Annotated in this window: 17 protein-coding genes; 11 read left to right on the top strand and 6 right to left on the bottom strand. The window is 47.8% G+C overall.

Going from position 1 to position 25,344, the window contains the following annotated elements; genetic code table 11:
* The first annotated feature begins 223 nt into the window (after nt 1–223).
* The 3 genes from GFS24_RS06405 (at nt 224) to GFS24_RS06395 (ending at nt 6,645) form a co-directional block, all read left to right on the top strand.
* Nucleotides 224–3,583: a TonB-dependent receptor gene (locus GFS24_RS06405; RefSeq protein ID WP_153658748.1), complete on the top strand. Its 3,360-nt coding sequence runs from the start codon at nt 224–226 to the stop codon at nt 3,581–3,583.
* A 19-nt stretch (nt 3,584–3,602) separates the two neighbouring features.
* On the top strand, nt 3,603–5,147 hold the full coding sequence (locus GFS24_RS06400; protein ID WP_153658747.1) for a RagB/SusD family nutrient uptake outer membrane protein: 1,545 nt from the start codon (nt 3,603–3,605) through the stop codon (nt 5,145–5,147).
* A 64-nt stretch (nt 5,148–5,211) separates the two neighbouring features.
* Nucleotides 5,212–6,645, top strand: coding sequence for a glycoside hydrolase family 30 beta sandwich domain-containing protein (locus GFS24_RS06395; RefSeq protein ID WP_253906406.1), 1,434 nt, complete (start codon nt 5,212–5,214; stop codon nt 6,643–6,645).
* A gap of 3 nt (nt 6,646–6,648) precedes the next feature.
* On the opposite strand, the gene GFS24_RS06390 is transcribed toward GFS24_RS06395, so the two are convergent.
* The gene (locus tag GFS24_RS06390) at nt 6,649–8,826 is read right to left on the bottom strand and encodes a DUF5916 domain-containing protein (protein ID WP_371729977.1); all 2,178 of its coding nucleotides are present in this window, start codon (nt 8,824–8,826) and stop codon (nt 6,649–6,651) included.
* A gap of 97 nt (nt 8,827–8,923) precedes the next feature.
* On the opposite strand from GFS24_RS06390, the gene GFS24_RS06385 reads away from it, so the two are divergent.
* Nucleotides 8,924–10,537 carry a DUF4139 domain-containing protein gene (locus GFS24_RS06385; protein ID WP_153658745.1) on the top strand — a complete coding sequence of 538 codons (1,614 nt, stop codon included), beginning with the start codon at nt 8,924–8,926 and terminating at the stop codon, nt 10,535–10,537.
* 35 nt (nt 10,538–10,572) lie between these two features.
* On the opposite strand, the gene GFS24_RS06380 is transcribed toward GFS24_RS06385, so the two are convergent.
* The 4 genes from GFS24_RS06380 to GFS24_RS06365 are packed head-to-tail and all read right to left on the bottom strand — an operon-like array spanning nt 10,573 to nt 15,300.
* Nucleotides 10,573–12,414: a PQQ-binding-like beta-propeller repeat protein gene (locus GFS24_RS06380; protein ID WP_153658744.1), complete on the bottom strand. Its 1,842-nt coding sequence runs from the start codon at nt 12,412–12,414 to the stop codon at nt 10,573–10,575.
* Complete coding sequence (locus tag GFS24_RS06375) at nt 12,411–12,731, bottom strand: cupin domain-containing protein (RefSeq protein ID WP_153658743.1); 321 nt, start codon at nt 12,729–12,731, stop codon at nt 12,411–12,413. Before GFS24_RS06375 ends, GFS24_RS06380 begins: the two co-directional genes overlap by 4 nt.
* A complete protein-coding gene (locus tag GFS24_RS06370) occupies nt 12,732–13,985 on the bottom strand; it encodes a lipopolysaccharide assembly protein LapB (RefSeq protein WP_153658742.1) in 1,254 nt (417 codons plus the stop codon).
* A 1-nt stretch (nt 13,986) separates the two neighbouring features.
* Nucleotides 13,987–15,300, bottom strand: coding sequence for an AAA family ATPase (locus GFS24_RS06365; protein WP_153658741.1), 1,314 nt, complete (start codon nt 15,298–15,300; stop codon nt 13,987–13,989).
* Between the two features lie 75 nt (nt 15,301–15,375).
* Here GFS24_RS06365 and GFS24_RS06360 point away from each other — a divergent pair, with 75 nt between their 5' ends.
* Entirely contained in the window at nt 15,376–15,855 is a 480-nt protein-coding gene (locus GFS24_RS06360) for an RNA polymerase sigma factor (RefSeq protein ID WP_253906405.1), read from the top strand.
* Nucleotides 15,843–16,388, top strand: a complete 546-nt coding sequence (locus tag GFS24_RS06355; RefSeq protein WP_153658740.1) for a hypothetical protein — start codon at nt 15,843–15,845, stop codon at nt 16,386–16,388. The genes GFS24_RS06360 and GFS24_RS06355 overlap by 13 nt, the downstream gene beginning before the upstream one ends.
* A 182-nt stretch (nt 16,389–16,570) precedes the next feature.
* Here the strand turns inward: GFS24_RS06355 and GFS24_RS06350 are convergent, their stop codons facing one another.
* On the bottom strand, nt 16,571–17,719 hold the full coding sequence (locus GFS24_RS06350) for a putative sensor domain DACNV-containing protein (protein ID WP_173002988.1): 1,149 nt from the start codon (nt 17,717–17,719) through the stop codon (nt 16,571–16,573).
* Nucleotides 17,720–17,829: 110 nt separating this feature from the next.
* Between GFS24_RS06350 and GFS24_RS06345 the strand changes: the two genes are divergently transcribed.
* The 5 genes from GFS24_RS06345 to GFS24_RS06325 all read left to right on the top strand — a co-directional run bounded on the left by GFS24_RS06345 (nt 17,830) and on the right by GFS24_RS06325 (nt 25,249).
* Nucleotides 17,830–19,773, top strand: coding sequence for a PKD domain-containing protein (locus GFS24_RS06345; protein ID WP_153658739.1), 1,944 nt, complete (start codon nt 17,830–17,832; stop codon nt 19,771–19,773).
* A gap of 20 nt (nt 19,774–19,793) precedes the next feature.
* Nucleotides 19,794–20,303 carry a GNAT family N-acetyltransferase gene (locus GFS24_RS06340; RefSeq protein ID WP_153658738.1) on the top strand — a complete coding sequence of 170 codons (510 nt, stop codon included), beginning with the start codon at nt 19,794–19,796 and terminating at the stop codon, nt 20,301–20,303.
* A 48-nt stretch (nt 20,304–20,351) separates the two neighbouring features.
* The gene (locus tag GFS24_RS06335; RefSeq protein ID WP_153658737.1) at nt 20,352–23,420 is read left to right on the top strand and encodes a glycosyl hydrolase; all 3,069 of its coding nucleotides are present in this window, start codon (nt 20,352–20,354) and stop codon (nt 23,418–23,420) included.
* A gap of 130 nt (nt 23,421–23,550) precedes the next feature.
* On the top strand, nt 23,551–24,114 hold the full coding sequence (locus GFS24_RS06330; RefSeq protein WP_153658736.1) for an RNA polymerase sigma factor: 564 nt from the start codon (nt 23,551–23,553) through the stop codon (nt 24,112–24,114).
* A 16-nt stretch (nt 24,115–24,130) separates the two neighbouring features.
* Entirely contained in the window at nt 24,131–25,249 is a 1,119-nt protein-coding gene (locus GFS24_RS06325) for a FecR family protein (protein ID WP_153658735.1), read from the top strand.
* Nucleotides 25,250–25,344: the final 95 nt, after the last annotated feature.

Genomic DNA, 25,344 nt, shown 5'->3' with positions numbered 1-25,344 from the left:
CTAATCGTTATGAAAAAAACTACTACAAGTTAAGGTGAAGGTATGCCCATAAAAAAACCGGAAGCGCTTGCAACACCTCCGGAAACGTCTGGGTATTCCCGATCGTCCCGTTAAGAACTGATATTTCGTAATTCCCAAACACTACAAAAGTATGAAATTAAACTTTAGTGGCGGAGCTGGCACCGCTCAAATCCCACATGTACTCTGTAAATTCCTCGTCGTTATGAAAATTACCACCTTCCTGCTGCTCGTAGCCTGCCTGCAAATCAGTGCAAAAGGCCTGAGCCAGCAGATTTCCATCAAGGAAAGAAATGCCCCTCTCAAAAGGGTGCTGAAAGAGGTAGCCCGCCAGGCAGGTATTTCAATTGTGTACGATGAAAGCCTCATGGCTCGCGCTAACCCGGTTAACATAGACCTTAAAAATGCCACAATTAAAGAAGCTTTAGACCTGTTACTCCTGAATCAACCGCTTTCCTTTTCTATGGAAGGCCAGCGGATCACCATACAACAGCTATCGGCGGAAGTAAAGCCCATGGCTGATACCGGCATTCTGGTCGCAGGCCGCATACTGGGAGATGCCGGTGAACCTATCCCCGGCGCTACCGTTAGGATCCTTGGTACCACTTCCGGTACCACCGCAGATGCCAATGGCCAGTATTCCCTCAGGGTACCCAATGCCAAAACTTCCCTCGTTTTCAGCTTTATTGGTTATGCACCGCAAACCCTGAAGATCAGTGGCAAAACATTGAATGTAAACCTGCAGCTTTCTGAAACTGCCTTAACTGAAACCGTAGTGGTGGGTTATGGCATACAGAAGAAAAGCGTAGTGACAGGAGCTATTTCCAGCGTACGTGCCAAAGAACTGGAAGATATGCCCATCACCCGTCTGGAACAAGCGCTGCAGGGCCGCACCGCTGGTGTGATCATTGCCCAGAACTCCGGTCAGCCCGGCTCTGCCGCTGCTGTAAGAGTGAGGGGGATCACCTCTTTCTCCAACAACGATCCGTTATGGGTAGTAGATGGTGTGGTAGTAGACAATGGCGGTATCGGTTACCTGAACCAGTACGACATTGAATCCATAGAAGTATTAAAAGACGCTGCCTCTCAGGCTATCTATGGTGCCCGTGCTGCTTCCGGCGTTATCCTCGTTACAACTAAAAAAGGGAAAGCTGGTAAAGTAACGGTGAACTATAATGGTTACTATGGTACCTCAGCCCCTGCACGTAAACTCAAATTACTCAACGCAACAGAATATGCCACACTCCGCAATGAGGCCGCAGCCGCCAATGGCAGCCCCTTACCTTATGCGGACCCTAAATCTTTTGGTGTGGGAACAGACTGGCAGGCGCAGATCTTTAATAACGATGCCCGCCGCCAGAACCATGAACTGAGTGTAAGCGGTGGTAACGAAAGATCCACTTATTATACTTCTTTCGGTTTCCTGAAGATGGAGGGGATCGTTGCATCAGACATCTCTAAATACGAGCGTTTCAATCTCCGTATCAACTCTGTACATAAGCTCACAAAATGGCTCACCTTCGGAGAGAACATTGGTTATGCATATGATAAGAATGTTGGCCTCGGTAATACCAATAGTGAATTCGGCGGACCGTTAAGTTCTGCCATCAACCTGGACCCCATCACACCGGCAGTGGAAACAGATCCTGCTAAAGCGGCCGCTGCTCCCTATAACAATGTAGGGGTGAGGAAAGATGCGCTGGGCCGCCCATATGGTCTATCTTCCGCAGTAGGGCAGGAAATGACCAACCCGCTGGCCTTCATCGCTACCCGCATCGGCAACTATGGCTGGAGCCATAACGTGGTAGGTAACGTTTACCTGGAAGCAGAACCCATCAAAGGATTGAAATTCCGTTCTACCATTGGCGCCAAGATCGCTTTCTGGGGCGGAGAATCTTTCACACCCATTTCATGGCTCAACTCTTCCAACATCTCCTCCCGTACTTCCTTCAACCGCAGTATGAACCAGGGTTACAACTGGAACCTGGAGAACGTTGTGTCCTATACCCGCACGATCAGCAACCACAACTTTACGGTACTGGCCGGAACAGGTGCTTATATGGATAGCCGCACGCGCAACATCAACGTTACTTTCAATGATGTACCGGCAGATAATTTCAGAGACGCTTCCCTCAACTTTAAAGTGCCGGCAGATAAACGTTTGTCTGATGGCGGAGAACAGGCAGATCACCGCGTGGCTTCTTTCTTTGGAAGAGTGAACTATAACTACAAGGAAAAATACATGGCAGAAGGTATCATCCGCTGGGATGGTTCCACCCGTTTTGGTTCCAACAATAAGTATGGTACTTATCCTTCTTTCTCACTCGGATGGGTGCCTTCCCTGGAAGCATTCTGGCCGGAGAATAAAGTGGTGGACCGCCTGAAGATCCGTGGTGGTTATGGTGTGGTAGGAAATGATAACATCACGGACTTTGCTTATCTCTCTACAATAGGAAGCGGCCGTAATTATGCTTTTGGCAATAGCGGCAGCTACCAGGTGGGATATAGTCCTAATGCACCTGCTAATCCTGACCTGGCATGGGAAGAAACCAGCCAGACGAGTATTGGCCTGGATGCGGACCTCCTCCGGAATATCCACCTTACATTTGAATGGTTCAGGAAAACTACTTCAGGTATCCTGCAAAACCCACGCATCCCTGCTTACGTAGGTGCCATCGCCAACCCTGCAGATAACATCGCCACGATGAACAATACCGGCGTTGAACTGGAACTGGATTACCGCAACCGCATCGGAGAAGATTTTGAATTTAGTGTAGGCGGTAACGTTTCTTATGTGAAAAATGAAGTAACAGATCTTGGCCCCGGTATCAGTTACCTCGCTGGCGGACAAAGCTTCCAGACCATGGGTGCTATCACCCGTACTGCCATTGGCCAGCCCCTGAATAATTTCTACGGCTACAAAACCATGGGTGTTTTCCAGACACAGGCAGAAGTAGATGCTTATATCGGAAAGGGCGGCACAAAGATCCAGCCCAACGCAAAACCCGGAGACTTCCGCTGGCTGGATAAAGACGGTGATGGTAAGATCTCTGAACTGGACCGTGAATTCATGGGCACACCCACGCCTAAATGGACGTATGGCTTTACGATAAACGCAGCCTATAAAGGATTTGATGTGGTGATCTTCGGACAAGGTGCAGCAGGTAACCAGATCTTCCAGGGCTTGCGCCGTTTGGATATCGGCAATGCCAACTGGCAGACGAAAACGTTGGGCCGCTGGACGGGTGAAGGGTCTACCAATTCTTATCCCAGGCTGATCACCTTAGATCCTAACAAGAACTTCACAAATCCATCAGACTTCTACCTGGAAGATGGTGATTACTGGAGATTGAAAACCGTACAACTGGGTTACTCCTTACCAAAATCAATGATCAACAGGATCGGTCTCCAGAAAGTGCGCGTGCATATTATGAGTGAGAACCTGCTCACTTTCACTAAATATACCGGCTATGATCCTGAGATCGGTGGCGGCGTGTTAAGTATTGACCGTGGTATCTATCCACAGGCACGTTCTTTTATGGCAGGTCTGAATGTTACTTTCTAATGTTTAAAAGCTGATCAAAATGAAAAGAAGATATATTCTATACGTTTTAACCTTGTTATCCATCGGAGCCTGTAACAGGTTCCTGGACGTAAAGCCCAAGGGCACAGACCTTGAATCCAATTTTTACCGTAATGAAGATGAAGCTTTCAAAGCGCTCATTGCTGTATATGATGTGGTAGGCTGGCAGGGCAATGGTTATGTAACAAGGATAGGTACTTTCAATGCCGCTTCAGACGATCATGTGGCTGGCGGCGGCGGCCCTACTGATATCAACGATTACCAGGTGATCTCCAATTACACCCTCACATCTGAAGTCGGCCCGCACAATGAATTGTGGCGCAAAGGTTTTTCTGGCGTGTTCCGTTCAAACGTGATCCTCACCAAACTGCCGGACATTCCGATGGACGAAAACAAAAAGAAACGATTTACGGCAGAAGCAAAATTCCTGCGCGCATATTTCTATTTCGATCTGGTGCGCATGTTCAAGAATGTACCCCTGTTCACTAAACCAGTACTCACCAGTGAAATGTACGATGTGGTACAGGCGCCACCTGCAGATGTATACAAACAGATTGAACAGGACCTGAAAGATGCTATCGCAGAAGCTAATTTACCGAACACGGTTCCTGTTGCCACAGAAGGCGGCAGGGTGACGAAAGGAGCAGCGCATGCTTTATTAGGTAAAGTATATCTCTACCAGCAGCAATGGGCGGCAGCCGTAACTGAATTTGAAAACGTGAATGGCGCAACACCCGGGCAGGTGAACCCAACATACGGGTACAAATTGCTGGATAATTTTGCGAATCTCTGGAAGTCTGATAACGCTACCAAGTTCAACAGCGAATCTGTATTTGAAATATCCTATACTTCTACTTCAGCCGGTGGCTGGGGTTGTGTATCCTGTACAGAAGGAAATGTACTGAATATCATGGTAGGGCCGAGGGGTTATAAAACCCTCGTGGCCGGTGCACCGGACTATGCTTCCGGATGGAGCTTCCTGCCCGTTACTGCCTCTCTTTTTGATGCTATCCATTTTGACCCCCGTTATAAATCCACTGTTGCCAACCTGGACAGCCTGGAAAAGAATAATATCGTTACGTACGAAAAAGGATACATGAACACCGGTTATTTCTTAGAGAAACTCGCCGGCAGGTTATCCAACAAAACCACTGGCGGTGGTGCGGTAGAACTGAACTATCCGCAGAACATGTATGATATCCGCCTGGCAGATACTTACCTGATGGAAGCGGAAGCACGTGTGCGTGGCGGAGAAACCGGTGCCGCAGGTACCCGTTCCTATGCATTGCTCAATGCGGTGCGGGCGCGTGTGGCCTTAGGTCCCATCCAGGCTACCATCGATAATATTTTTGATGAAAGAAGACTGGAACTGGCAGGAGAAGGGCATCGCTGGTTTGACCTCGTAAGGTCCGGCAAAGCTGCTACCAATGCTGCCCTGCTGCTCCGCGGTTTTAAACCGGAGAAACATTCCATTCTACCCATTCCATTACTGGAACTGGATAATACGAAGATGGAACAAAGTAAAGAGTGGGGAGGAACTAAGTAGGAATAATTATATTAGAGAAACGGCTGGTGGCAGTTTGTTACCAGCCGTTTAAATGAAAAGCACAATGAAGCAAAGAATATCGTTAACATTATTAGCATTGGCCTTTAGCGCTATCTGTTGTAAAGGAAGCGGAGGCACTGTAAGCCCGCCACCTAACCCTCCGGGGCCGGTAGCCACAGACGTGGCTTTCTGGCTCACCAACCCGGACAGGTCTTCATTATTTCAGAAGCAAAATGTGAGCCTGCTGTTTAAGGAAACTGCGAATGCATTTCCTACCATCACAGTAGATGATACACAATCCTTCCAGGGCATAGACGGTTTTGGTTATACCCTTACAGGAGGCAGCGCCACACTGATCAATTCCTTATCACCCGCCAAACAGGATGCCCTGCTAAAAGAATTATTCCTGTGGGACAGTACTTTCATCGGTGTTAGTTACCTCCGTGTAAGTATTGGCGCCTCTGATCTGAGTGCCAGTACTTTTTCCTACAATGATCTGCCAGCGGGGCAAACAGATCCCACCCTGGCGCAGTTTTCTATCAGCAAGGAACAAACAGACCTGATCCCTGTGCTGAAGAAGATCGTGGCACTGAATCCGAATATAAAGATCCTGGGATCACCCTGGAGCGCACCTGTATGGATGAAAACCAACAATGATTTCAAGGGCGGAAGTCTTAAGCCGGAATATTACAGCGTATATGCAAAATATTTCGTAAAATACATACAGGCCATGAAAGCAGAGGGTATTACCATTGATGCCATTACCCCTCAGAATGAACCTTTGCATGGCGGTAATAATCCCAGCATGGTGATGCAGGCCGCAGAACAGGCCGCCTTCATCAGGGACCATTTGGGACCGGCCTTCCAGGCAGCCGGTATCAACACGAAAATTATCACCTATGATCATAATGCAGACCGCCCTGATTATCCTGCTGATATCCTCAAGGATGCTGGAGCCAGGCAATTCGTGGATGGTTCGGCTTTTCATCTTTACGGTGGTCCTATTACTGCTTTAACCCAGCTGCATGATGCTTATCCCGATAAGCACATTTACTTCACAGAACAATGGGTTGGCGGCCCGGGCAATTTTGCCGGAGACCTGAAATGGCACGTAGGCACACTCATTATCGGCGCTACCCGCAATTGGAGCCGTAATGTGCTGGAATGGAACCTGGCCGCAGACGCTAATTACAAACCACATACAGAAGGAGGATGCACCACCTGCCTTGGTGCGCTCACCATTGGAACAGATGTTTTACGGAATGTGGCGTATTACATCATCGCACATGCTTCTAAATTCGTAAGGCCGGGCTCGGTACGCATAGCATCAGACATTACCAGTCAGCTGGAGAATGTGGCATTTAAAACGCCGGATGGAAAGAAAGTACTCATCGTGCTGAATAACGGGAATGCACCCCAGACGTTTAATATTCGTTACAACGGAAAAACGGTGACCACAGACCTGGTGAATGGGGCTGTTGGTACCTATGTATGGTAAACACTAGAGGTTGAACCAATACACGAATTTGATCACCAGGGCCCTGTTTTTCACGTAATAAGGTTCCGGCAGGTAATTATCAGTATATACAATGAACAGGTCAGAGGCGGGTCTGTAACGCCATTGCAAACGCGTATTCAGGTTCACGTTCTTCATCTGTTCATTGTATTGCATAAAACCAGTGAAGAAAAGTGTATTGGTCATCGTTACATCCACACGCGGCCCTACCAGCCAGAAAGCCTGGTTACCCCAGGGCTGCGGTAATCTGATATCATTATAGTTGGCGCTCAATGCCAGGCTCACATAAGGCTGGAAACGATATCCCAGCTCACCCGTAAAAGTGAAGCGTTTGCCATCTGCATAATAACCGCCATAGCGGGTGGACAATGCATACGTAAAAAGACTTTGTGGTTTGGACACATAATCCGCACCAACCGTGTTCCAGCTATGCGCAGTACCCGCAGCCAGGCTATCTTTCCCGATATTCACCGGATCAAAGGGCTGCAGTAATTTGATATAACTCGTAGAACTCCACAACGTGAAAGTATTCCGTTTGCGGAACACCATGCCGTAGGACAATAACACTTCATTATCCGTACGTTTCATTTTCTCATCAAAGAAATTGGTAGTGCTCAGTTGTGGCCCGTGACTCAGCAACGATCCCTTCTTCGGAAAGAAGAGCCGGGTGATCTGCGGGTTTATTTTGATATACCCCTGGCGCGGCACATAACCTACTTCCGCATTGTAATTCTTGCCCACATATTCATGCTGCCAGCTTACGTTCCATACGCGGCTGGTATATTGCAGGTTGGCGGCATGCACCCAGTCCTTTCCGGACCTGCCCGGTGTATTGGACTTCAGCACCATGGCTTTGCCCGTCCAGAAATTATTGGCAGAGGCCAGGTTGTATTCCAGGCCGTAGTTGCGGTTATAGCGACTGTAAACAGGTTCGCCCGGCAGGGCTTTATCCGGGTTGTAATTCAGCGACTCTTTATTGATAAAGATGAAGCCTACATTGGAACGCGCAAATACGCGCCGTTGCAGGGCTGCCACCGTAAAGTTCTGTGCAGGCAAAGCCGTAGCCGTTTGTTTGCCGGTTTGCATATTCATTACACCCAGCCGCCAGTCTTTATTCAGTTTACCGCTCAGCCGCGCACCAAAATGAATGGGCACGCCAAGGCCTATACGCCGTGAGAAGAAAGGACGTATGGTAGAATAGCCAAAGTTGGTGAACTGATCGCCGTTCTCCAGGAAGAACTGTCTTCTTTCCGGGAAGAACAACTCAAAACGGTCCAGGTTAGTGACTTGTTTATCTACATCCACCTGGGAGAAATCAGGATTTACGGTAAGGTCCAGGTTAAGGGAGGAAGTGATGGCTACCTTGGCATCCAATCCTGCATCTCCACGGAAAGCAGCTGCTTTGCCGGTTTCGAAATTCTTGTTAACACCGCCCAGCAAATAAGGGATCAGGGACACATTCACACCGGGATCTGGTGGTGGTACATCCCATACCAGCACACCCGTATAAGCCAGTGAGGCAGAAGGGAATTGCCGGGGTACCGGTGCCCAGCTGCTTTTCTCCGTTGTTTTCAGATCGTTCCGGCCGAAATTGATGCCCCATTGCGTAATGCCTTTTTTATAACGGATGGATTTGAAAGGAATAGATGCTTCAAAGACCCATTTGTCAGGATAGTTCTTTACTACAGAGCTCCATTTGTTTTCCCAGCTCAGGTCTATTTTCCCGCCATCGTACATCATGCCGTCCCATTGTGCGCCTGCTGCATTGGCGCCAAAGGAGAAACCATTTGTCTGGTCATCAAAGGGATCCATGAAAAGAAGGAAGTTATCATTCTTCAGGAAAGCGAAGTCACGGCGCAGGGATTCTACCATATAAGGACCGGGTGCGCCATTATAGTTCACTACCAGCAGGTAAATGTTCTTATCGTCGTAAGTCATTTGTACATCCGTACGCACTTTGGCGTAACTCGTGTCCATGGGCAGGATCATGTAAAAGTCAGTAGCCGTATCAGATGCTGCCCAGGCTGGTTCATCCACCACACCGTCAATTTTAACGGGGGAAGTGGCTTTGCGGATATGCAGCTGGTAGGCATCGTTCTTCTTTTGCGCAATAATGGGCAGGCTGAACAGACAACAGAAAAGTAGACAGGAATAAAGTCGCACGCTAGAGTAGTTTCCGGATTAAGCGTACAAAGTACAGAAATAGGTTCATTTATGCAATGTTAAAGAATATTGCATCTTTACTGAAAATTGTGAGTTTATGAAAGTCTTATGGATCTCTGTTTCTTTATGCCTCATTACCTTTTACACGATGGCCCAAAACCCGGTAACGGGGCAGGCCAGCCTTGAATCTGTGACCGTTTACCGCCAGGGTGCAGAATTGAATCACAAAGCCCGTATCAATGTTCCCAAAGGCAGGAGTGAGCTGGTGATCAATAACGTAGCCAATGAAGTGGATGAAAACAGCATCCAGATAGCAGCAGGTACCAATGTCACCATCATGTCCGTGACCTTTGAAAAGAATTTCCTGAAAGAAGAGCAGCACAGCTCCGCTTACTGGAAACTGGACGACAGTCTCAAGGTGATCACAAGGGAACTGACCAAAACACGTAATGCGCGTGTGGCGGAAGAAAATACGCTGGTGTTGCTGGATAAGAATCAAAGTTTGAACGGTGGCACCAATGGCAGCACCGTCGCTGAACTGATCAAGCTGGCAGATTATTATAAATCCAAACAAGTGGAACTGCGCAACAATGTTGCCGTCTTAAAGGAAAAGGAACTGGTACTGGAAAAGAAGGCCACCCAGATAGGGCAGCAAATGCAGGAGGTAGATGCTAATCCGAATAAAACAGGTGGTAGTCTGATATTACAGGTAATGGCGGAGAATGCCGCTGCCACAGATATTGCCATTAGTTACATTACTCCTAATGCCTACTGGACGGTTTACTACGATCTGCGTTCAGATAAGACCACAGAGCCATTAAAGATCCTGTACAAAGCCAATGTGATGCAATCTACCGGGATAGACTGGAAGAAAGTAAAACTCACGCTCTCTACGGGTAATCCTTCCCAGAATGGTACGGCGCCTGTATTATCTGCATGGTTCCTGCGTTATGGTGTTGATCCGGCCACGCTGGTACGGCGCGATGGACTGGTGATGCAGAACAGGCTTCAGATGATGGAACAAAAAGCAATGCCTGCGGCACCGCCCATGGCAGAAGAAGATACCAAAGGCATAGCTGACTTCACCACCGCTAATGAAAACCAGCTCAGCGCTACTTTTGATATTGACATCCCTTATGATATTGCGCCCACCGGCAAGCAACACAGCGTAACGCTGAAAGAGTATACACTGCCTGCTCGCTACAAATACTATGCAGTACCCAAATCAGATCCCGATGCCTTCCTGATGGCAGAGATCACGGATTATGAGAAGTTTAACTTTTTACCCGGAGAAGCGAATATTATATTTGAAAACATGTACGTAGGGAAATCATTCATTGACCCCAATGCTACATCAGATACACTCAACCTCAGTGTAGGCCGTGATAAGAAAGTGATCGTGAAAAGAGAAAAGATCACGGATGTGGCCGGCGTGAAATTCTTAGGCAGCCAAAAAAGACAAACATTCACGTATGAGATCCGTGTACGCAATGCCAAGAAAGAAGCGGTGGACCTGTTGCTGAAAGATCAGTATCCTGTTTCTACAGATAAGAACATGGAAGTGGAATTACTGGAATCTTCTGACGCGGCAGTGAATACAGAAACAGGAGTGTTAACCTGGAAGCTGAACATAGCACCCGGAGAAACGAAGAAAGTGCGGTTGAGTTATTCTGTGAAGTATCCGAAAGATAAGATCATCGCCAACTTATAATTAAAAAGCCGGATCGTTTTGATCCGGCTTTTTAATTAATATTCTAAACACAACAACTTCCCATCCATAGAAGAAGCGATCAGTGTTTTATCATTCACCGGTTGCACCGTATTCACTAAACAGTTGGAAAACTTATGCTGCCAGATCAGTGAACCATCTTTGGCAGACAATGCATGTACTACACCAGATTGACCCGCTACATACACTACGCCATTAAATTCATTTATAGGGGAAGGGCAGATCTCATAACCCATTTCCACCGGAGATTTCCACACGATCTCTCTGGCATTGCTCCGTGCATTAAATGCCATCACATTGCCCTGCATCGTTTTCGCATAGATGCGGTTGCTATCTACGGAAATACCCAAAGCTTCCCGCACCCAGTTGGCCGTATCCCGGAAACGCCAGAGCTCGCTGCCGCTATCCGTGTTCAGTACCGTCATATATCTGTCGGGAGAAACTAAATAAGCTTTATGATCAATAGCCACAGGCCACATGGCAGCAGGAGAGAACATCCTGTTGTTAGCGCCGTTGCTCCAGGTCCAGGCGGGCTGGCCGGTGGCAGCATCTAAGGCATAGAACTCATTGCCCCAGGAGCCGAAGAGTACTTTGCCTTCATACACCATCGGTTTCGTTTCCACAAAACCTTTTACGCTGTCATAATCCCATTGCATTTTGCCGGTGGGGATATCCCATGCCCTGCAATGCCCGTCGGAACCAGCTATGATAGCCAGTTTGCCGGATAAGGCGGCAGAGGATACAATGGCTTTTCCTGTTGGTTGTTTCCAGGCAAGTTTGCCTGTTTGGGTAGAGAGGCAATACACATTTCCGTCCGTAGAAGGTACTACTACATATTTTTCATACACTAACGGGGTAGCATATATTTTCCCTGCTGTGTGATATTTCCAGGCAGCTTTACCTGTTTGCAGGTTCACCGCTTTAACGTCTCCGTTGGTATTGGTATAGATCACCTTTCCATCTGCAACGGCTACTGCACTGCCCATATCGCCCGCTTCCTGCACCATCCATTTTACTTTTACAGAAGGATAGGTAGTGTTGACGCTGTAAGAGGGGCGGGGTGGATCTTGCATCCAAACCGGTCCGTTAAGCGCTACATGTGTCCATGCCTTGCGTGTTTCCACACCCGGGGTGCGTTCATTGAAATGCAGAGAGTCCGTTGTAACGGAAATGATATTATATCCGCCGATTTCCGCCTTTGCGCGAAGGTTGGAACGGCACATGATACCCGGTTTGCCTTCAAAGTCAAATGCTTTGTTGACATGCCCGTGCCCGCAGAGCATGGCTTTCACATTCCTGTTGCGGAGGCGGTCCAGCACATCATACCAGTTATTCAGCCCGCTGTCCTGCGGGTAGTGGTTCACATAGATGATGGGCTGTTGTTTATCCTTTTGCTTTTTCAATTGCTCATCCAGCCATACAATATTTTCCCGCGGTACCTGTCCTGGTCCCATGCGCATATTAGGGCCGCAGTTAGTGCCTAAGAAGAGGTATCCTTTATGTTCAAAGCGGAAGGTTTCATCTCCATAAACCGTACGGAAGGAATTACAGCCGCTTTCAGACCATTTGGTATCATGATTGCCCGGGATGATGTGCCAGGGTTTAGTCAGTTTGCTGATAATGCTTTTAGATAAACGCAGTTCTTCATCAGAACCAAACTCCGTGACGTCCCCGGAGAAGATCACGAAAGCGATATCTGTTTGCTTATTGATGTCAGCTACGGTGCGTTCCAGGTCTTCTGCGCCTGTTTGTGTGCCTACATGTGTATCTGTTACCAGGGCAAAACGGAAGAGCGTATCCTGTGCGCCGGCCCTGAAGCCAAGGCAAACACAAAGGAGGATCAAAAAGGTATTTTTCATTTGTAATCTTCTCTAACAGGGCTGAAAGAATCAATTAAACGGCAATCCGTGATGGCTTTTCCGCCATGTGCCACATTAGAAGGGATCAGTACCACGTCGTGTGCCTGTAAAGTATGCACCACACCGTCCAGCTCCATTTCTAAAGTACCGGAGAGCAGGTAGGTCATCTGCTCATGCGGATGCTGGTGTACCGGCAACAAGGTACCTGCTTTCGCTTCCCAGTAAGCCAGTGTATGTTTTTCTCCGTGTATAAATCTGCCTGTCATGCCCGGTAATGTTTCGCGGGAAGGAAGGTCCTGGAAGGATACTGGTTTCATTTATTTGTTTTGTTCTTTTATGACTAAATAATTTGCCAGCCAGGAGAACAGCATAATGCCGATCACATAGGCTAATATAAATCCGTTCACCAGTTCCTGTGTGAGGAAGCTGGCGATGATACCCGTTATGCCCAGCACCGCTAACACCGCCGTATAAATAACGAGCAGCGATCTGTTCTTTGCAGAATTGAACATAGAACTAAGTGGTACCATCATGGAAATACCAAAGATCACAATGGTGAGCATATGTTCCTGCCCGGTGGCCAGGTATAAAGCGCCGCCTGCTACCGCTGTTACAGCACTTATACCTACGAAGTTGGAAGAGATGATCTCCTCCCTGTCCAGCAGGTGTTTGCCGTATTTATTCAAACGGAGGAAGAGGTTGCTCAACGGTGTAATGATCCAGGTAGAAAAAGCAAAGATGGCAATGAGGATGATAACAGGGTAGAGGTAAGGCTCAAATGCCGGGTAAGTACCTGCAATGAAACGCAGGGCGCGGGAAGCAGTGAAGATCCCGATGATCACTCCCCATTGGTATTTGGCCGTAAGGTTGCCCATGAAGAAGGCGTACTTCAAAAAGATCCTGTACAGGAAATATTTTGCCTTCAGCGCTTCGATCATGCCGGCCTGCGCCAGTTGCAGACTGGGATCAATGCGCAGGGCTTCTGTGAAATGATAGAGCGCTTCTTTCGGAGAACCCTTTTCCAGCAAACCCCAGCCGTAATTGGCATGTGTGTAGGCGTTGTGGGGATCCTGCCGCAGGGAGCCTTCAATACTGCTGAAAGATTCTTCTTTACGGTTCAGTTTTAATAAAGCCGTGCTGCGGGCATTCAGGGCATTGATATTTTCCGGATCGCGCTCCAAAGCTTCGTCTGCTAATTGGAGAGCCGATTCAAATTGTTTCCTGTCCAGCTTCAGCAAGGCATATAAAGCAAAATAATCCGCATCGTCCGGATCAATGGTGATAGCCTGTTGGAGGTCTTTCTCCGCCAGGTCGTATTTATCATCGTGCACATAGATGCGGGCACGGATATAAAAGAGATGGCTCAATGCCGGGTTTAAACCGATTGCAGTGTTCACCAGGTTTAAAGCTTCTGTGTATTTATCCTGCTGGATCTTTACTTCACAAATGATGCTGACCACGTTCACATCATTCGGATCCTGGGCAAAGAGCCCGTTCAGAATGTTTTCCGCTTCCTTGTACTTGCGCTGCTGCAAAAGCAGGATGGCGCGTTGGATCAATTGATCAGACATCTTACTTTTTGATTTTCATATAGTGAAGGATATCGTCGTATAAACCCGCATCGTTGGCATACAGTGCAAAGTTCTTCGCAATGGCAAACCATTCCTTTGTGCTGGCTTTGTGTTTCTTCGCGGCGTTCAGCAGGTCTTTCGTTTTTAACGGGAGCGGAATACCATCCTGGAAAGAAGCTTCCAGTTTTTCTTCAATGGCCATGTCGATCATAGCCCCGATATCTGCGCCGGAAAATTCCGGTATGTTCTTACTGAGTCCTTCGTAATCTATTTGTTCCGCGGGTTTGCCTTTCAGTTTTAATTGCAGCATGGCAGCGCGGGCTTCCTGGTCTGGCGGCGGCACAAAGATGATCCTGTCAAAGCGGCCGGGGCGGCGGAATGCAGGGTCCAGGTGCCAGGGGATATTGGTAGCCCCGAGGATCAGCACACCTTCATTCGAATTCTCCACGCCATCCAGTTCCTGTAAGAACTGGTTGATGAGATGCCTGCCGGAAGATTGTTTCATATCACTTCTGCTGGCCCCCAGTGCATCTATTTCATCAAAGAACAATACGCAGGGTGTATTCTTGCGGGCATATTCAAAGATGCGGTGCAGGTTCTTTTCACTATTTCCCATCCACATGTCCAGGATATCATTCAGCCCTACATTGATGAAACGTGCATTCACCTGGCCGGCAGTGGCTTTCGCGATCATGGTCTTGCCGCAGCCCGGAGGCCCGTAGAGCAGGATGCTGCCGCCTGTTTTCTTGCCGTAGGCTTTATAAAGGTCAGGATGTTTCAGTGGCTGAATGATCTTTATTTCGATCTCTTTTTTCACCTGCTGCATGCCGCTCACATCAGAGAAATCAATATCCGGTTTCTGCATGAAAAGCGAGATCTCGTCATCTTCGTCTTCACCATCCGCTGCCTGGAACTGCTGGCGTACGCGCAGTTTGGCATCCAGTTCCTCATCAGAGAAATGCGGGTTGCCTTCCAGGATCTTCTGGTAGGCTTCACGTGCATTATCCCAGGCATTTTCGCGCAGGGAAGATTTGGCGTAGAGCAGGAGGATCTCCTGGTTGTCCGGATGGCTTTTAAGCAGATCTTCGAGGATCACATTGCAGGTGGTGTAGGCCTCTTTTTTAAAGTATACATTGGCCAGGCCTATGAGGCCTTTTTCGTTATTTTCAATGCCCAGTGCAGCCAGGTATTCCTGTTCTGCCTCGTCTAACCTGTTCAGCTGGTACAGGGTTTCCGCAAGGTGAAGTCTCAGTGGCACGTTCTCCGGCGAGAATTTCAACGCTTCTCTTAAGCTGTCTATAGTACTTTGTGTCATATCAGTTACTAAGATAGATAATTTTGGAGGCAGCTGTAAGTTTTTGTAGAAAAGTACAACTTACCTTTAAACCGCATGATGGAGGAAACCGCATTTTTACAGCAGATAGACCAGCACCAGGGGATCATTCATAAGATCTGCCGCCTTTACCGGGATACCCCGGAGGACCGGGAGGATCTTTTCCAGGAAATTGTGTTCCAGTTATGGAAAACGAAACACACATTTGAAGGAAAAGCGAAGTTCAGCTCCTGGATGTACAAAGTGGCGCTGAGCACTGCGGTGGCCACCTTCCGCAAAAAGAAACCCGCTATCATTTTTACGCCGGAACTGCCGGACCTTCCGCAAACGGAAGACGAGAACCAGCACCGCCAGCAGCTCTTTGATGCGCTGAAACAGCTGGATGATGCGGATAAAGCCCTCATGGCCTTATACCTGGATGATCTGAGCTATGAAGAAATAGCAGAGATCACCGGCATCAGTGAAAATTATGTAGGGGTGAAATTAACCCGTATCAGGAACAGGATCACTAAAATCTTACAAACATGGACCCGTTAAAAGCAGCCTGGAAAGGCGAAGACACAAACACTAAAAGCACCGCGGATATTAAGAAAATGTTAAAAGAGAATAAACACCCGGTGCTTAAAAAGATAAGAACGCAAATGATCATAGAAATATTGGCTTTCAGCGTGATCGGCGTAGTGTATTACGATTTTTTTGATGGGCATCAGAAACCGCTGTATGCCAATATCATACTGGTGGTTTCTCTGCTGCTGGTGATCGTTCACAATGTGATCGGCTACCTGAGTGCCCGGAATCCGGTGAAGGGCAGTAACATGCGTGCCTCACTGGAAAAATACCTGTCGGATCTGAAGATTTTTGCGCGGTTGTCTATCCTCTCCAGGATATTATATGCCGCAGGCTTACTAACATTTTTCATCAGCGTGATCACCATCACAGCTACTAAGCAATGGATCATAGCTGGTGTGATAATAGTATTCCTCATTCAGATCGGTATCCTTGTAAAGCTCTGGCAGAACAGGATCCGTGGGATCAGTATAACAGTGGGGAATTTAAAAATGGGGGAGTGATGTAAACTCCCCCAAAGGTGTGATGTGTGTATAGGGGGAAAATTCAAAACCCATTTAATCTTTGATGTCTAATGTATGCATGTATCCGGAGGGCTTTGCAAAAGATTCATTTCACATTACGAATGTTGCAAAATATCTCTTTGGCTACCGTTATTTGTTTGTTAAAACACTTAACGTTTATCTTACAAAAGCAGGATATCTATCCGGTGCGCCTGTACCATTTCTGCTTCCGCAGACCAGGAGAATACGGTGAAGTACCCATCCTGACTGGCTACCAGCGCCAATGCATCTCTTTGATCATGAATAAACTGTGCTGCGGAAAGATGGCGTGTGCCGCCTATACCGGAAGGATGCAGGATAATTGTGTTGCCACCCATCACCGGTTCAGACATACGTACCAGTTCTACCGGAGAGGAGCGGTTGGCGCGTGTGATCTTTGCACCGAAGGCCATTAGTTCATGCTGGTCATTGATCACGGTGGCGCCATCTACAGCTGTTAGGCCCGTCACATTTTCCACTTCCCGCCGCAGGGCATTCTGCCAGTATATTTCACTCACAATATTCCCGTCTTTCCGGATCAGGTCCGCCACACCGGAAAATGCAGGGGATACAGGATATTGCAGGGGATGGATAATGGATTCCCGCCAGTTGTCGTGCGCAGAAGGCACCACCAGTAAAATGCCGCCGCGTTTATGTGCGCGCATGGAAACAGCCATTTGTATCAGCACATTCACCGGTTCATTCCATACAATGGAAGCATTCAGGCCCAGCAGGTTGGTGAGTATTTCCGGACTGTCCGGCAGCTGGCCAATGTCTTCATTCACCACCCGCACCTGGTCGCCTTTCAGCATGGCCACATTGGTGAATTTGCCCAATCCTGCCAGGCGGCGGTGTTTGATCACCAGCAGTCCCGGTTCGGATACATCCAGTACAAAGCAAAAATTAGGGAGTTTGATCGTGGTGCCCCAGATGTATAATCCTTCTTCATCATACCAGATCCCTACATGCACACCCGGCCGCTCTACACCCGGCGCCAGTTTTGTTAATACTTTGGCAGTGAGCGGGATGCGCTGCTCAAACAGCAGGGGTTTGCCGGCCTGTTCCGGCCGCAGGAAAGCGAGTGAAATACGGGTCACATATCCTTCTTCCTTGCGCAAGCTGGCCCAGAAAGCTACATCTATGATTATTTCTATGACCTTCTGGGAAGGAGCGGTGGCCAGTTCTTCTTCTCCGTTGTATGCTGCACAGGACAAATGTTTGTCGAAATGTGCGGCCACGATGCCGCAGACCTTTGTGGCTGCCTGATAGGTTGATTCGTACGTCAATTCCATACTAATGCTGTTGGTTTCTTTTCTTCCCGCCAAAGATACGTTGATCCCGTTTTAATAGGATAATACACCCAGAAGTATTATTTTGCCAGCACGTTCCAACTATTCCTCCCATGAAAAGACTTTTATGCCTGTGTAGCAGCATACTATGCCTATTGGGAATAGTTAACGCACAGCCATCACAACAACCTTACATACTTAATGGCGCCGCTACACAACGGACGTGCAACTGTTATGTGCTTACACCAGACGCGCAGAACATGAGCGGCACGGTATGGAATAAGAACAAAGCAGATCTCACCCAGTCTTTCAATTACGTATTTGATATAAACCTTGGTTGCAAGGACGGCACGGGCGCGGACGGCATCGGCTTTATCCTGCAAACAAAAGGCACCAACCTTGGCGCCACCGGGCAGGGCCTTGGTTTTAAAGGCATCAGCCCTTCTCTCGGTGTGTTAATTGATACTTATCAGAACAATGATGAAAGTGATCCGGGTTATGATCACCTGGCCATCCAGATGAATGGCTTGTCCGACCATGCCAGCAGCGGCAACCTGGCCGGACCTGTGATGCTGATAGACGGGCAGGAGAACATAGAAGACTGCAACTGGCACTTATTCCGTATTAAATGGGATGCTGTTACGCATGAGCTGGAAGTGAGTGTGGACGGCCAGGTACGGCTCACGATCCAGAAAGACCTGGTGACAGATATCTTCGGCGGAGATCCCCTCGTGTACTGGGGTTTTGCCGGTTCCACCGGTGGTTCCTCCAACGTGCAGCAATTCTGCGCTGCCCTGCGCCCTGAGTTCCGCTTTGATGCCCAGCAGATCCTGTGCGATGGTACGGCAGTGAATTTAAATGATAATTCCAGCTCCTTCGGTGTGATCACCCGCCGCTGGTGGGACCTGGGAGATGGTACACTTTCCACCGCATTACAACCGCCGCCGCATGTGTATCCCAAAGCCGGTCATTATGAAGTGAAACTGGTGATCGAAGATAACAGCGGCTGTATTTCAGATACGCTCAAAGCCCCCGTGACCATTGGTTCTTATCCCGTTGTGGACTTTGAACCGCCCATTCTTTGCCTGGGCACACCGTTGCAGGTGAAAGATGGAACCACTGTTGCCGTAGGCACACTGGAAAAGTGGTATTGGGATTGGGGCGGTGGCGTAACCTCTACCGTAAAAGATCCTATTGCACCTTATACAGCTCCCGGATTTTACAATGTACAGCTGACCGTTACCTCTAAAGAAGGTTGCAGTGCAACAGGTGGTACGCAGGTACAGATAGCAGAACAGCCGGTTATTTCTGCTACGGGCAGGAATGCCTGCCTGGGAGAGCTGAATGTATTCACCGGCACCAATGAAACACCCAATGTACTTGTGCATAAATGGTATTGGGACCTGGGCAATGGTGATAACAGCACACAGCGAAATCTCAGTTACCGCTATGCAGCAGGAGGGAAGTATCTTGCACGGCTACACGCCGTGAGCGATCTGGGCTGCGCAGCAAAACCCATTGAAACACCGGTGGAAGTACTTGACTTAAAAGTATATGCAGGAAGAGATACATTGATTGCCCGTGATCAGCCGCTGCAAATGAATGGAATAGCAGCAGGCACAGGGCTTACCTATACCTGGGAACCAGCGCTGGGCCTCAGTGATCCGCATCTGCCGGACCCGGTGGCAATATTGCAGAAAGATCAAAACTTCCGCCTCGTGGTTACTTCTCCGGAAGGCTGCCAGGATATTGATACCATGAATGTGAAGGTATATGCAGGCCCTGAGTTCTATGTGCCTACGGGTTTTACGCCCAACAATGATGGCATGAATGATTACTTCCGTGTCATTGCACCCGGTGTTCCTAAACTGGATTTCTTCCGCGTGTGGGACAGGTGGGGACAGGAAGTATTCGCCACCACTTCACTCTCTGATCAATGGGATGGCAGCCTGAAAGGACAACCCGCCGCTTCCGGCACTTATGTGTGGATGGTACAGGGCGTGGATTATAAAGGAAAGTTGTTCAGCAGGCAGGGCACTATTACGCTGATCCGGTAAATTTTCCTTTGTTTTGCATCATGGAGATCATTCAAAGCACCGAAAAAGACCTGGCGGAAATATTCCGGCTGTATGATGAAGCTGTCGCTTTTCAAAAGACTGTTTTTCATAAACACTGGAAGCCGTTCGACAAACCCATGGTGGAAATAGAGATAAAGGAAGGCCGGCAATGGAAGATCCTGGAGAATGGTGTGATCGCCTGCGTTTTTATGATTGCCTACAGTGATCCCTTCATCTGGGGCGCCCGTGGCCATGGGAAAGCTATCTATATTCACCGCATTGTTACCAACCCTGCATTCCGGGGCAGCGGTTATGTGAAAGCGATTGTAACCTGGGCTAAGGAGCATGTAAAGGAAACCGGCAATACTTATATCCGCATGGACACCTGGGGAGATAACGATCGCCTCATCGAGTATTACACCCACTGCGGTTTTACATTCCTCGGTGTATTTACACCGGATGATACCTCCAAACTCCCTAAACATTACAGTGATATTTCCCTCGCCTTTTTTGAAATGGAAGTAAAGTAGGACGGTACAGGATGCTATGAGCCGATATTCTCCTTATTTTACGGGGATATGAGATATTTACTGATCCTGTTCTGCGTCTGCTCCATTCCTGTATTTGCACAGCAAACCGCTGTACAGAAAGGTTTCGCCACACCGCCTGATAGTACTAAACTAAGCATGTACTGGTACTGGATGAGTGATAACATCAGTGAAGAGGGTGCGAAAAAGGACCTCGCAGCGATGGCGGATATTGGTGTTGGCCGTGTTTTCATCGGTAATATCGGCTACAATGAAAAAGAAGTTCCTTACGGCAAAGTGAAACTGTTCTCCGATGAATGGTGGAAAGTAACGCGTACGGCTATCCGCACTGCCAGCGAAAAAGGTTTGCAGATAGGATTGTTTAACAGTCCGGGATGGAGCCAGAGCGGCGGGCCATGGATCAAACCTTCTCAATCCATGCGGTATCTTGCGGGAGAGGAAGTGATGGTAAAAGGCCCGCAGCAGTTATCACAAAAATTGAAAGGAGACTTTCAGGATGTAGCAGTGCTCGCTTACCCTGCTCCTGCAGAAGATGAGCTGGAATTCATAGTGCTTAATACAGATACGCTTTCAACCGATATGCATATTGATCTGGACCTGGCAGCAGAAAATACGGCCAGGAGCCTTGTGCTTTATATGCATAAACCCTTCAGGGCAGCAGTGGAATTACAAGTGAAAGAAGGGAACGATTACCGCACTATTACAAAGTTCCAGGTGGATCGTACTAATCCCAGCCTGAATGTAGGTTTTAAACCATTTGCACCCTTCAGCGTTTCTTTTCCGCCTGTTAGAGGTAAAACGTTCCGCGTCACTTTTAAACAGCATTCGAAGACAGGGCTCGCGGCCATCGTCCTTTACAAAGCTCCACGTATTGAAAGGTATGAGGAAAAGCAGCTGGCTAAAATGTTTCAGCAACCATTACCACTGTGGAATGAATACCAATGGCCGCAACATCCCACTGCCACAGATACAACGCTGGCAGTTGTTCCCGCACAGATAAAGAACATCACGCAATATTTAGGGAAAGACGGTATCCTCCGCTGGAATGTACCTGCAGGCAACTGGATTGTTGTACGGTATGGCATGCTTACCACAGGCGTAACAAACGCACCCGCCTCTCCGGAAGGAGCTGGCCTGGAAGTAGATAAGATCAATCGTGTTCCGATACAACATCATTACGATGAATTTATTGGTAAGATCTATAAAAGCATTCCCGCAGCTGAACGCACTTCCCTGAAATGGGTGGTAGCAGATAGTTACGAAACTGGTTCCCAGAACTGGACAGATGGTATGGAGAAGGCCTTTAAAAAACAATACGGCTACGATCCCTTACCCTGGCTGCCTGTTCTTTCCGGCAGGGTAGTAGGTACACCAGATCAGAGTGACCGCTTCCTCTGGGATCTGCGCAGGCTGATTGCAGACCGTGTGGCCTATGAATATGTAGCCGGTTTGAGAGATGCCAGCCACAAAGATGGAATGCGGCTATGGCTGGAGAATTATGGCCACTGGGGTTTCCCATCTGAATTCCTCAAATATGGCGGGCAATCTGATGAGGTGGGCGGCGAATTCTGGAATGAAGGCACATTGGGTAATATTGAATGCCGGGCAGCATCTTCTGCTGCACATATTTACGGCAAGAACAAAGTAGCTGCAGAATCTTTTACTTCCGGCGGACAGGCCTATGTACGTTATCCGGCACTCCTCAAAAAGCGGGGCGACTGGTCCTTCACAGAAGGGATCAATCATACCTTATTGCATGTATTCATCCATCAGCCTTATGAAGACCGCAACCCCGGTGTGAACGTAGGTTTTGGAACAGAATTCAACCGCAAGAATACCTGGTTCTACCAGGGTAAAGCATTTGTAGATTATCTCCGCAGGTGTAATTTCATTTTGCAGCAGGGAAAACCAGTGAATGATATTGCTTATTTTATTGGAGAAGATGCACCTAAAATGACGGGTGTCAGAGACCCTGAAATACCGCAGGGTTATTCTTACGATTATATCAACGCAGAAGTGATCCTCCAAAGGCTGAGTGTAAAGGATGGCTGGTTCGTATTACCGGATGGCATGCGTTATCGTTTACTGGTATTGCCACAACTGGAAACCATGCGCCCGGAATTATTACAGAAGTTGTATGATCTGGCGAAACAAGGTGGTGCGATCCTGGGGCCTGCGCCAAAACGTTCTCCCAGTTTGCAGAATTTTCCTAAAGCTGATGAAGAAGTGAGGAAGCTGGCAGCAGCGATGTGGAAGCTGCCGAATGTAGTATCCGGAAAGGGTATAATCGATGGTAAGAACGCCATGCACATTCGCCTGCTACCAGACGTAAGTCTGGCTAATCCCAATGTATTATATGCACACCGCACCGCGAAAGACGCAGATTATTATTTCCTCACCAACCAAACAGATCAGACAGTAAAAATTTCTCCTACTTTCCGTATGGAAGATAAGCAACCAGAACTGTGGGATCCGGTTACAGGAAAAATAAGAGACCTGCCAGAGTTTAATCTTAAGTTTATGGGCACTACCGTACCGTTGCAACTGGAAGCATACGAGAGTGCCTTTATCGTTTTCCGAAAAAAATTCATACCTGATCCTTTGCGCGTTCGCCGCAGTAACTTCCCGCAACCTCAAGTATTACAGGAATTGAGTAACGCATGGCAGGTGAAGTTTAATTCCACCTATACATTCGAAACCTTAACAGACTGGAGCAAACATCCCGATGAACAAATAAAGAACTTCTCCGGCACCGCATATTATACAAAAACATTTTCAGCACCCGCCATTGGTAAAGAACGCTACTTCATCAACCTTGGCTCCGTAATGGTAATGGCTAAAGTAAAACTGAACGGCGTAGACCTGGGCACGCTCTGGACTGCTCCATGGAAAGTAGAAGTAACTGGTATCTTAAAGAATGGTGACAATAAACTGGAAGTAGAAGTGGTGAACACATGGGTGAACGGTCTCATAGGAGACAGTAAACTACCCGCAACAGAAAGAAAATACTGGTCTAACGTAAACCCGTACACGCCAGCAAGCAAGTATCAATCTGCCGGTTTGTTAGGCCCGGTGAAACTGGAATCAATACCTTATTAATGAGAGTCCTGCTTACGTTCGGAAATTAAAGCACCGAAGGAGGTAAAGGTAATAAAAGAGTAGTGCCGGGTATTTTACTATTTGGTTGGATATAAGGAAAGCTATAAATTGTATTGCTAAACGTTAATTATTGATCTCCAGTGAACACGATATAGAATGGAGCCGCATGAAAGGCGGTGATCCAGCTGCCCTGGAAGCAATTTACAGGGCCCACGTAAGGTCCCTCGTACGCTATGGATTAAAGCTAACCCATGACCTGGACCTGATCAAAGACTGCATCCAGGACCTCTTCCTGGAGATCTGGCGCAACCGGGAGAACCTCGCAGACACTTCTCATCCTAAATTCTATCTTTTCAGGGCTTTGCGTAATAAATTATCCAAAGCGCATGCACGGCACTCCTTTATAAGTGAAAGTGAACTGCGCCTGGCCTCAGACAGCCTGCTGGAAGAATATGTAGAGTTAACTATCACCGCCAGGGAAACAGAAGCAGAGAACCGGCAGACCCTGAAACAATTACTGTATAAACTACCCAAACGGCAGCAGGAAGCCGTGTACCTCCGCTTTTATCATAATATCTCCTACGAACGCATTGCAGAACTGATGAGTATGAACTACCAGTCTGTATTGAACCTCATGCAGCGCGCCCTGAAGGCCTTACGGAAAGAATATACCCCCCGTTCTAAAAAAGATTAAAAATACTTCTCCAAAAGTGAGTATATATGTAAGGAAACGGACATTACCTTATATAGACATCGCTATTCCCATGGATCAGCAGGAAGAAAAGATACATGCATTATTGCTGGATAACCGGTTTGTAGACTGGGTTATGAATCCGCAAAGCCCCTATGCCGGCTACTGGCTGGAATGGGCTGCGAGGGATGCTGAGCATGCATGGCTGCTGGAAGAAGCAAAACATTTCCTCCTGGAAATGAGGCTGGCGGAAGAAGAAGGGCAGCAGGACATCAGTGATGTGCAGCTGGAGCAGATGCTGGATCATATCCGGGAAGAGATAACCCCCGTCCGTAAAAAGAAATCACCGGCAAAATACTGGTACATGGCAGCAGCCGTTGTTACAGGTATCATTGCACTGACAACCTTCTTACTTTCTACAGGAGAGAACACCATCACCGGTGCTGCCGGCAAAAAAGCAGATCACACTGCAGATGTGATCCGTTATAATGGCAATAAAGAAGATGAACTGCTCTTCCTGCCGGATGGCTCCAAAGTAGTGCTGGCAAAGGGCGCCAGGATCTCCTATAATTTACTGATGAATGGCAGCAAACGGGAAGTGACCTTATCCGGAGAAGCATTCTTCGACGTTGCTAAAAACCCGGAACAACCCTTCTATATCTATACAGAGAATGTGGTCGTAAAAGTGCTGGGCACCAGTTTTAAAGTAACGGCATCCGGCAACCAGGAATCAGTGGCCGTTAAAACAGGGAAAGTATCCGTTTACCTGAAAGGGCAGGACCTGGAAGTATCTGCGGCAAAGATCGTACTGCCACAGCAGGTATGCAGGTATTCAGGACTTAATAAAGAACTCATCACAGAAACATTTACAGATAAATTACCAATTGCAGCAGGGCTGGAAAAAGTGAGCAGTTACAGCTTTGAAGATGCCCCGCTGGACTCTGTTATAAAAACCCTGGAGAAAATGTATGCTATCCCCATACAGTATAATGCAGATACTTTTGCAGGCTGCTTTATAACAATATCATTAGGTGATGAAAGCCTCGAAGAAATTTTAAAAGTTATTACAAGAACAGTGGACGCGTCATACAGCTTCAGCGGCTATGGCATAACGTTAAAAGGTAAAGGATGCCGCTAAGAATTTAGTGTTTAAAGACAGGATCGGGCACTTTTTTTAACAACAGCAACGAACTAGACTTAAGAAATTAAACCACAAGTATGGACTAACAACCA

It is taken from the genome of Chitinophaga sp. SYP-B3965 (genome assembly GCF_009647655.1).
Classification (GTDB): Bacteria; Bacteroidota; Bacteroidia; order Chitinophagales; family Chitinophagaceae; genus Chitinophaga.
The sequence above is the reverse complement of the archived record's forward strand: the minus strand, read 5'-3'. Positions and strand labels throughout refer to the sequence as shown.

What these genes read in the sequence shown, in the direction of transcription:
- GFS24_RS06365 (WP_153658741.1), bottom strand. Translation starts at nt 15,300, where the DNA reads ATGACACAAAGTACTATAGACAGCTTAAGAGAAGCGTTGAAATTCTCG.
- GFS24_RS06375 (WP_153658743.1), bottom strand. Translation starts at nt 12,731, where the DNA reads ATGAAACCAGTATCCTTCCAGGACCTTCCTTCCCGCGAAACATTACCG.
- GFS24_RS06405 (WP_153658748.1), top strand. Translation starts at nt 224, where the DNA reads ATGAAAATTACCACCTTCCTGCTGCTCGTAGCCTGCCTGCAAATCAGT.
- GFS24_RS06360 (WP_253906405.1), top strand. Translation starts at nt 15,376, where the DNA reads ATGATGGAGGAAACCGCATTTTTACAGCAGATAGACCAGCACCAGGGG.
- GFS24_RS06385 (WP_153658745.1), top strand. Translation starts at nt 8,924, where the DNA reads ATGAAAGTCTTATGGATCTCTGTTTCTTTATGCCTCATTACCTTTTAC.
- GFS24_RS06370 (WP_153658742.1), bottom strand. Translation starts at nt 13,985, where the DNA reads ATGTCTGATCAATTGATCCAACGCGCCATCCTGCTTTTGCAGCAGCGC.
- GFS24_RS06335 (WP_153658737.1), top strand. Translation starts at nt 20,352, where the DNA reads ATGAGATATTTACTGATCCTGTTCTGCGTCTGCTCCATTCCTGTATTT.
- GFS24_RS06400 (WP_153658747.1), top strand. Translation starts at nt 3,603, where the DNA reads ATGAAAAGAAGATATATTCTATACGTTTTAACCTTGTTATCCATCGGA.
- GFS24_RS06350 (WP_173002988.1), bottom strand. Translation starts at nt 17,719, where the DNA reads ATGGAATTGACGTACGAATCAACCTATCAGGCAGCCACAAAGGTCTGC.
- GFS24_RS06355 (WP_153658740.1), top strand. Translation starts at nt 15,843, where the DNA reads ATGGACCCGTTAAAAGCAGCCTGGAAAGGCGAAGACACAAACACTAAA.
- GFS24_RS06380 (WP_153658744.1), bottom strand. Translation starts at nt 12,414, where the DNA reads ATGAAAAATACCTTTTTGATCCTCCTTTGTGTTTGCCTTGGCTTCAGG.
- GFS24_RS06395 (WP_253906406.1), top strand. Translation starts at nt 5,212, where the DNA reads ATGAAGCAAAGAATATCGTTAACATTATTAGCATTGGCCTTTAGCGCT.
- GFS24_RS06340 (WP_153658738.1), top strand. Translation starts at nt 19,794, where the DNA reads ATGGAGATCATTCAAAGCACCGAAAAAGACCTGGCGGAAATATTCCGG.
- GFS24_RS06345 (WP_153658739.1), top strand. Translation starts at nt 17,830, where the DNA reads ATGAAAAGACTTTTATGCCTGTGTAGCAGCATACTATGCCTATTGGGA.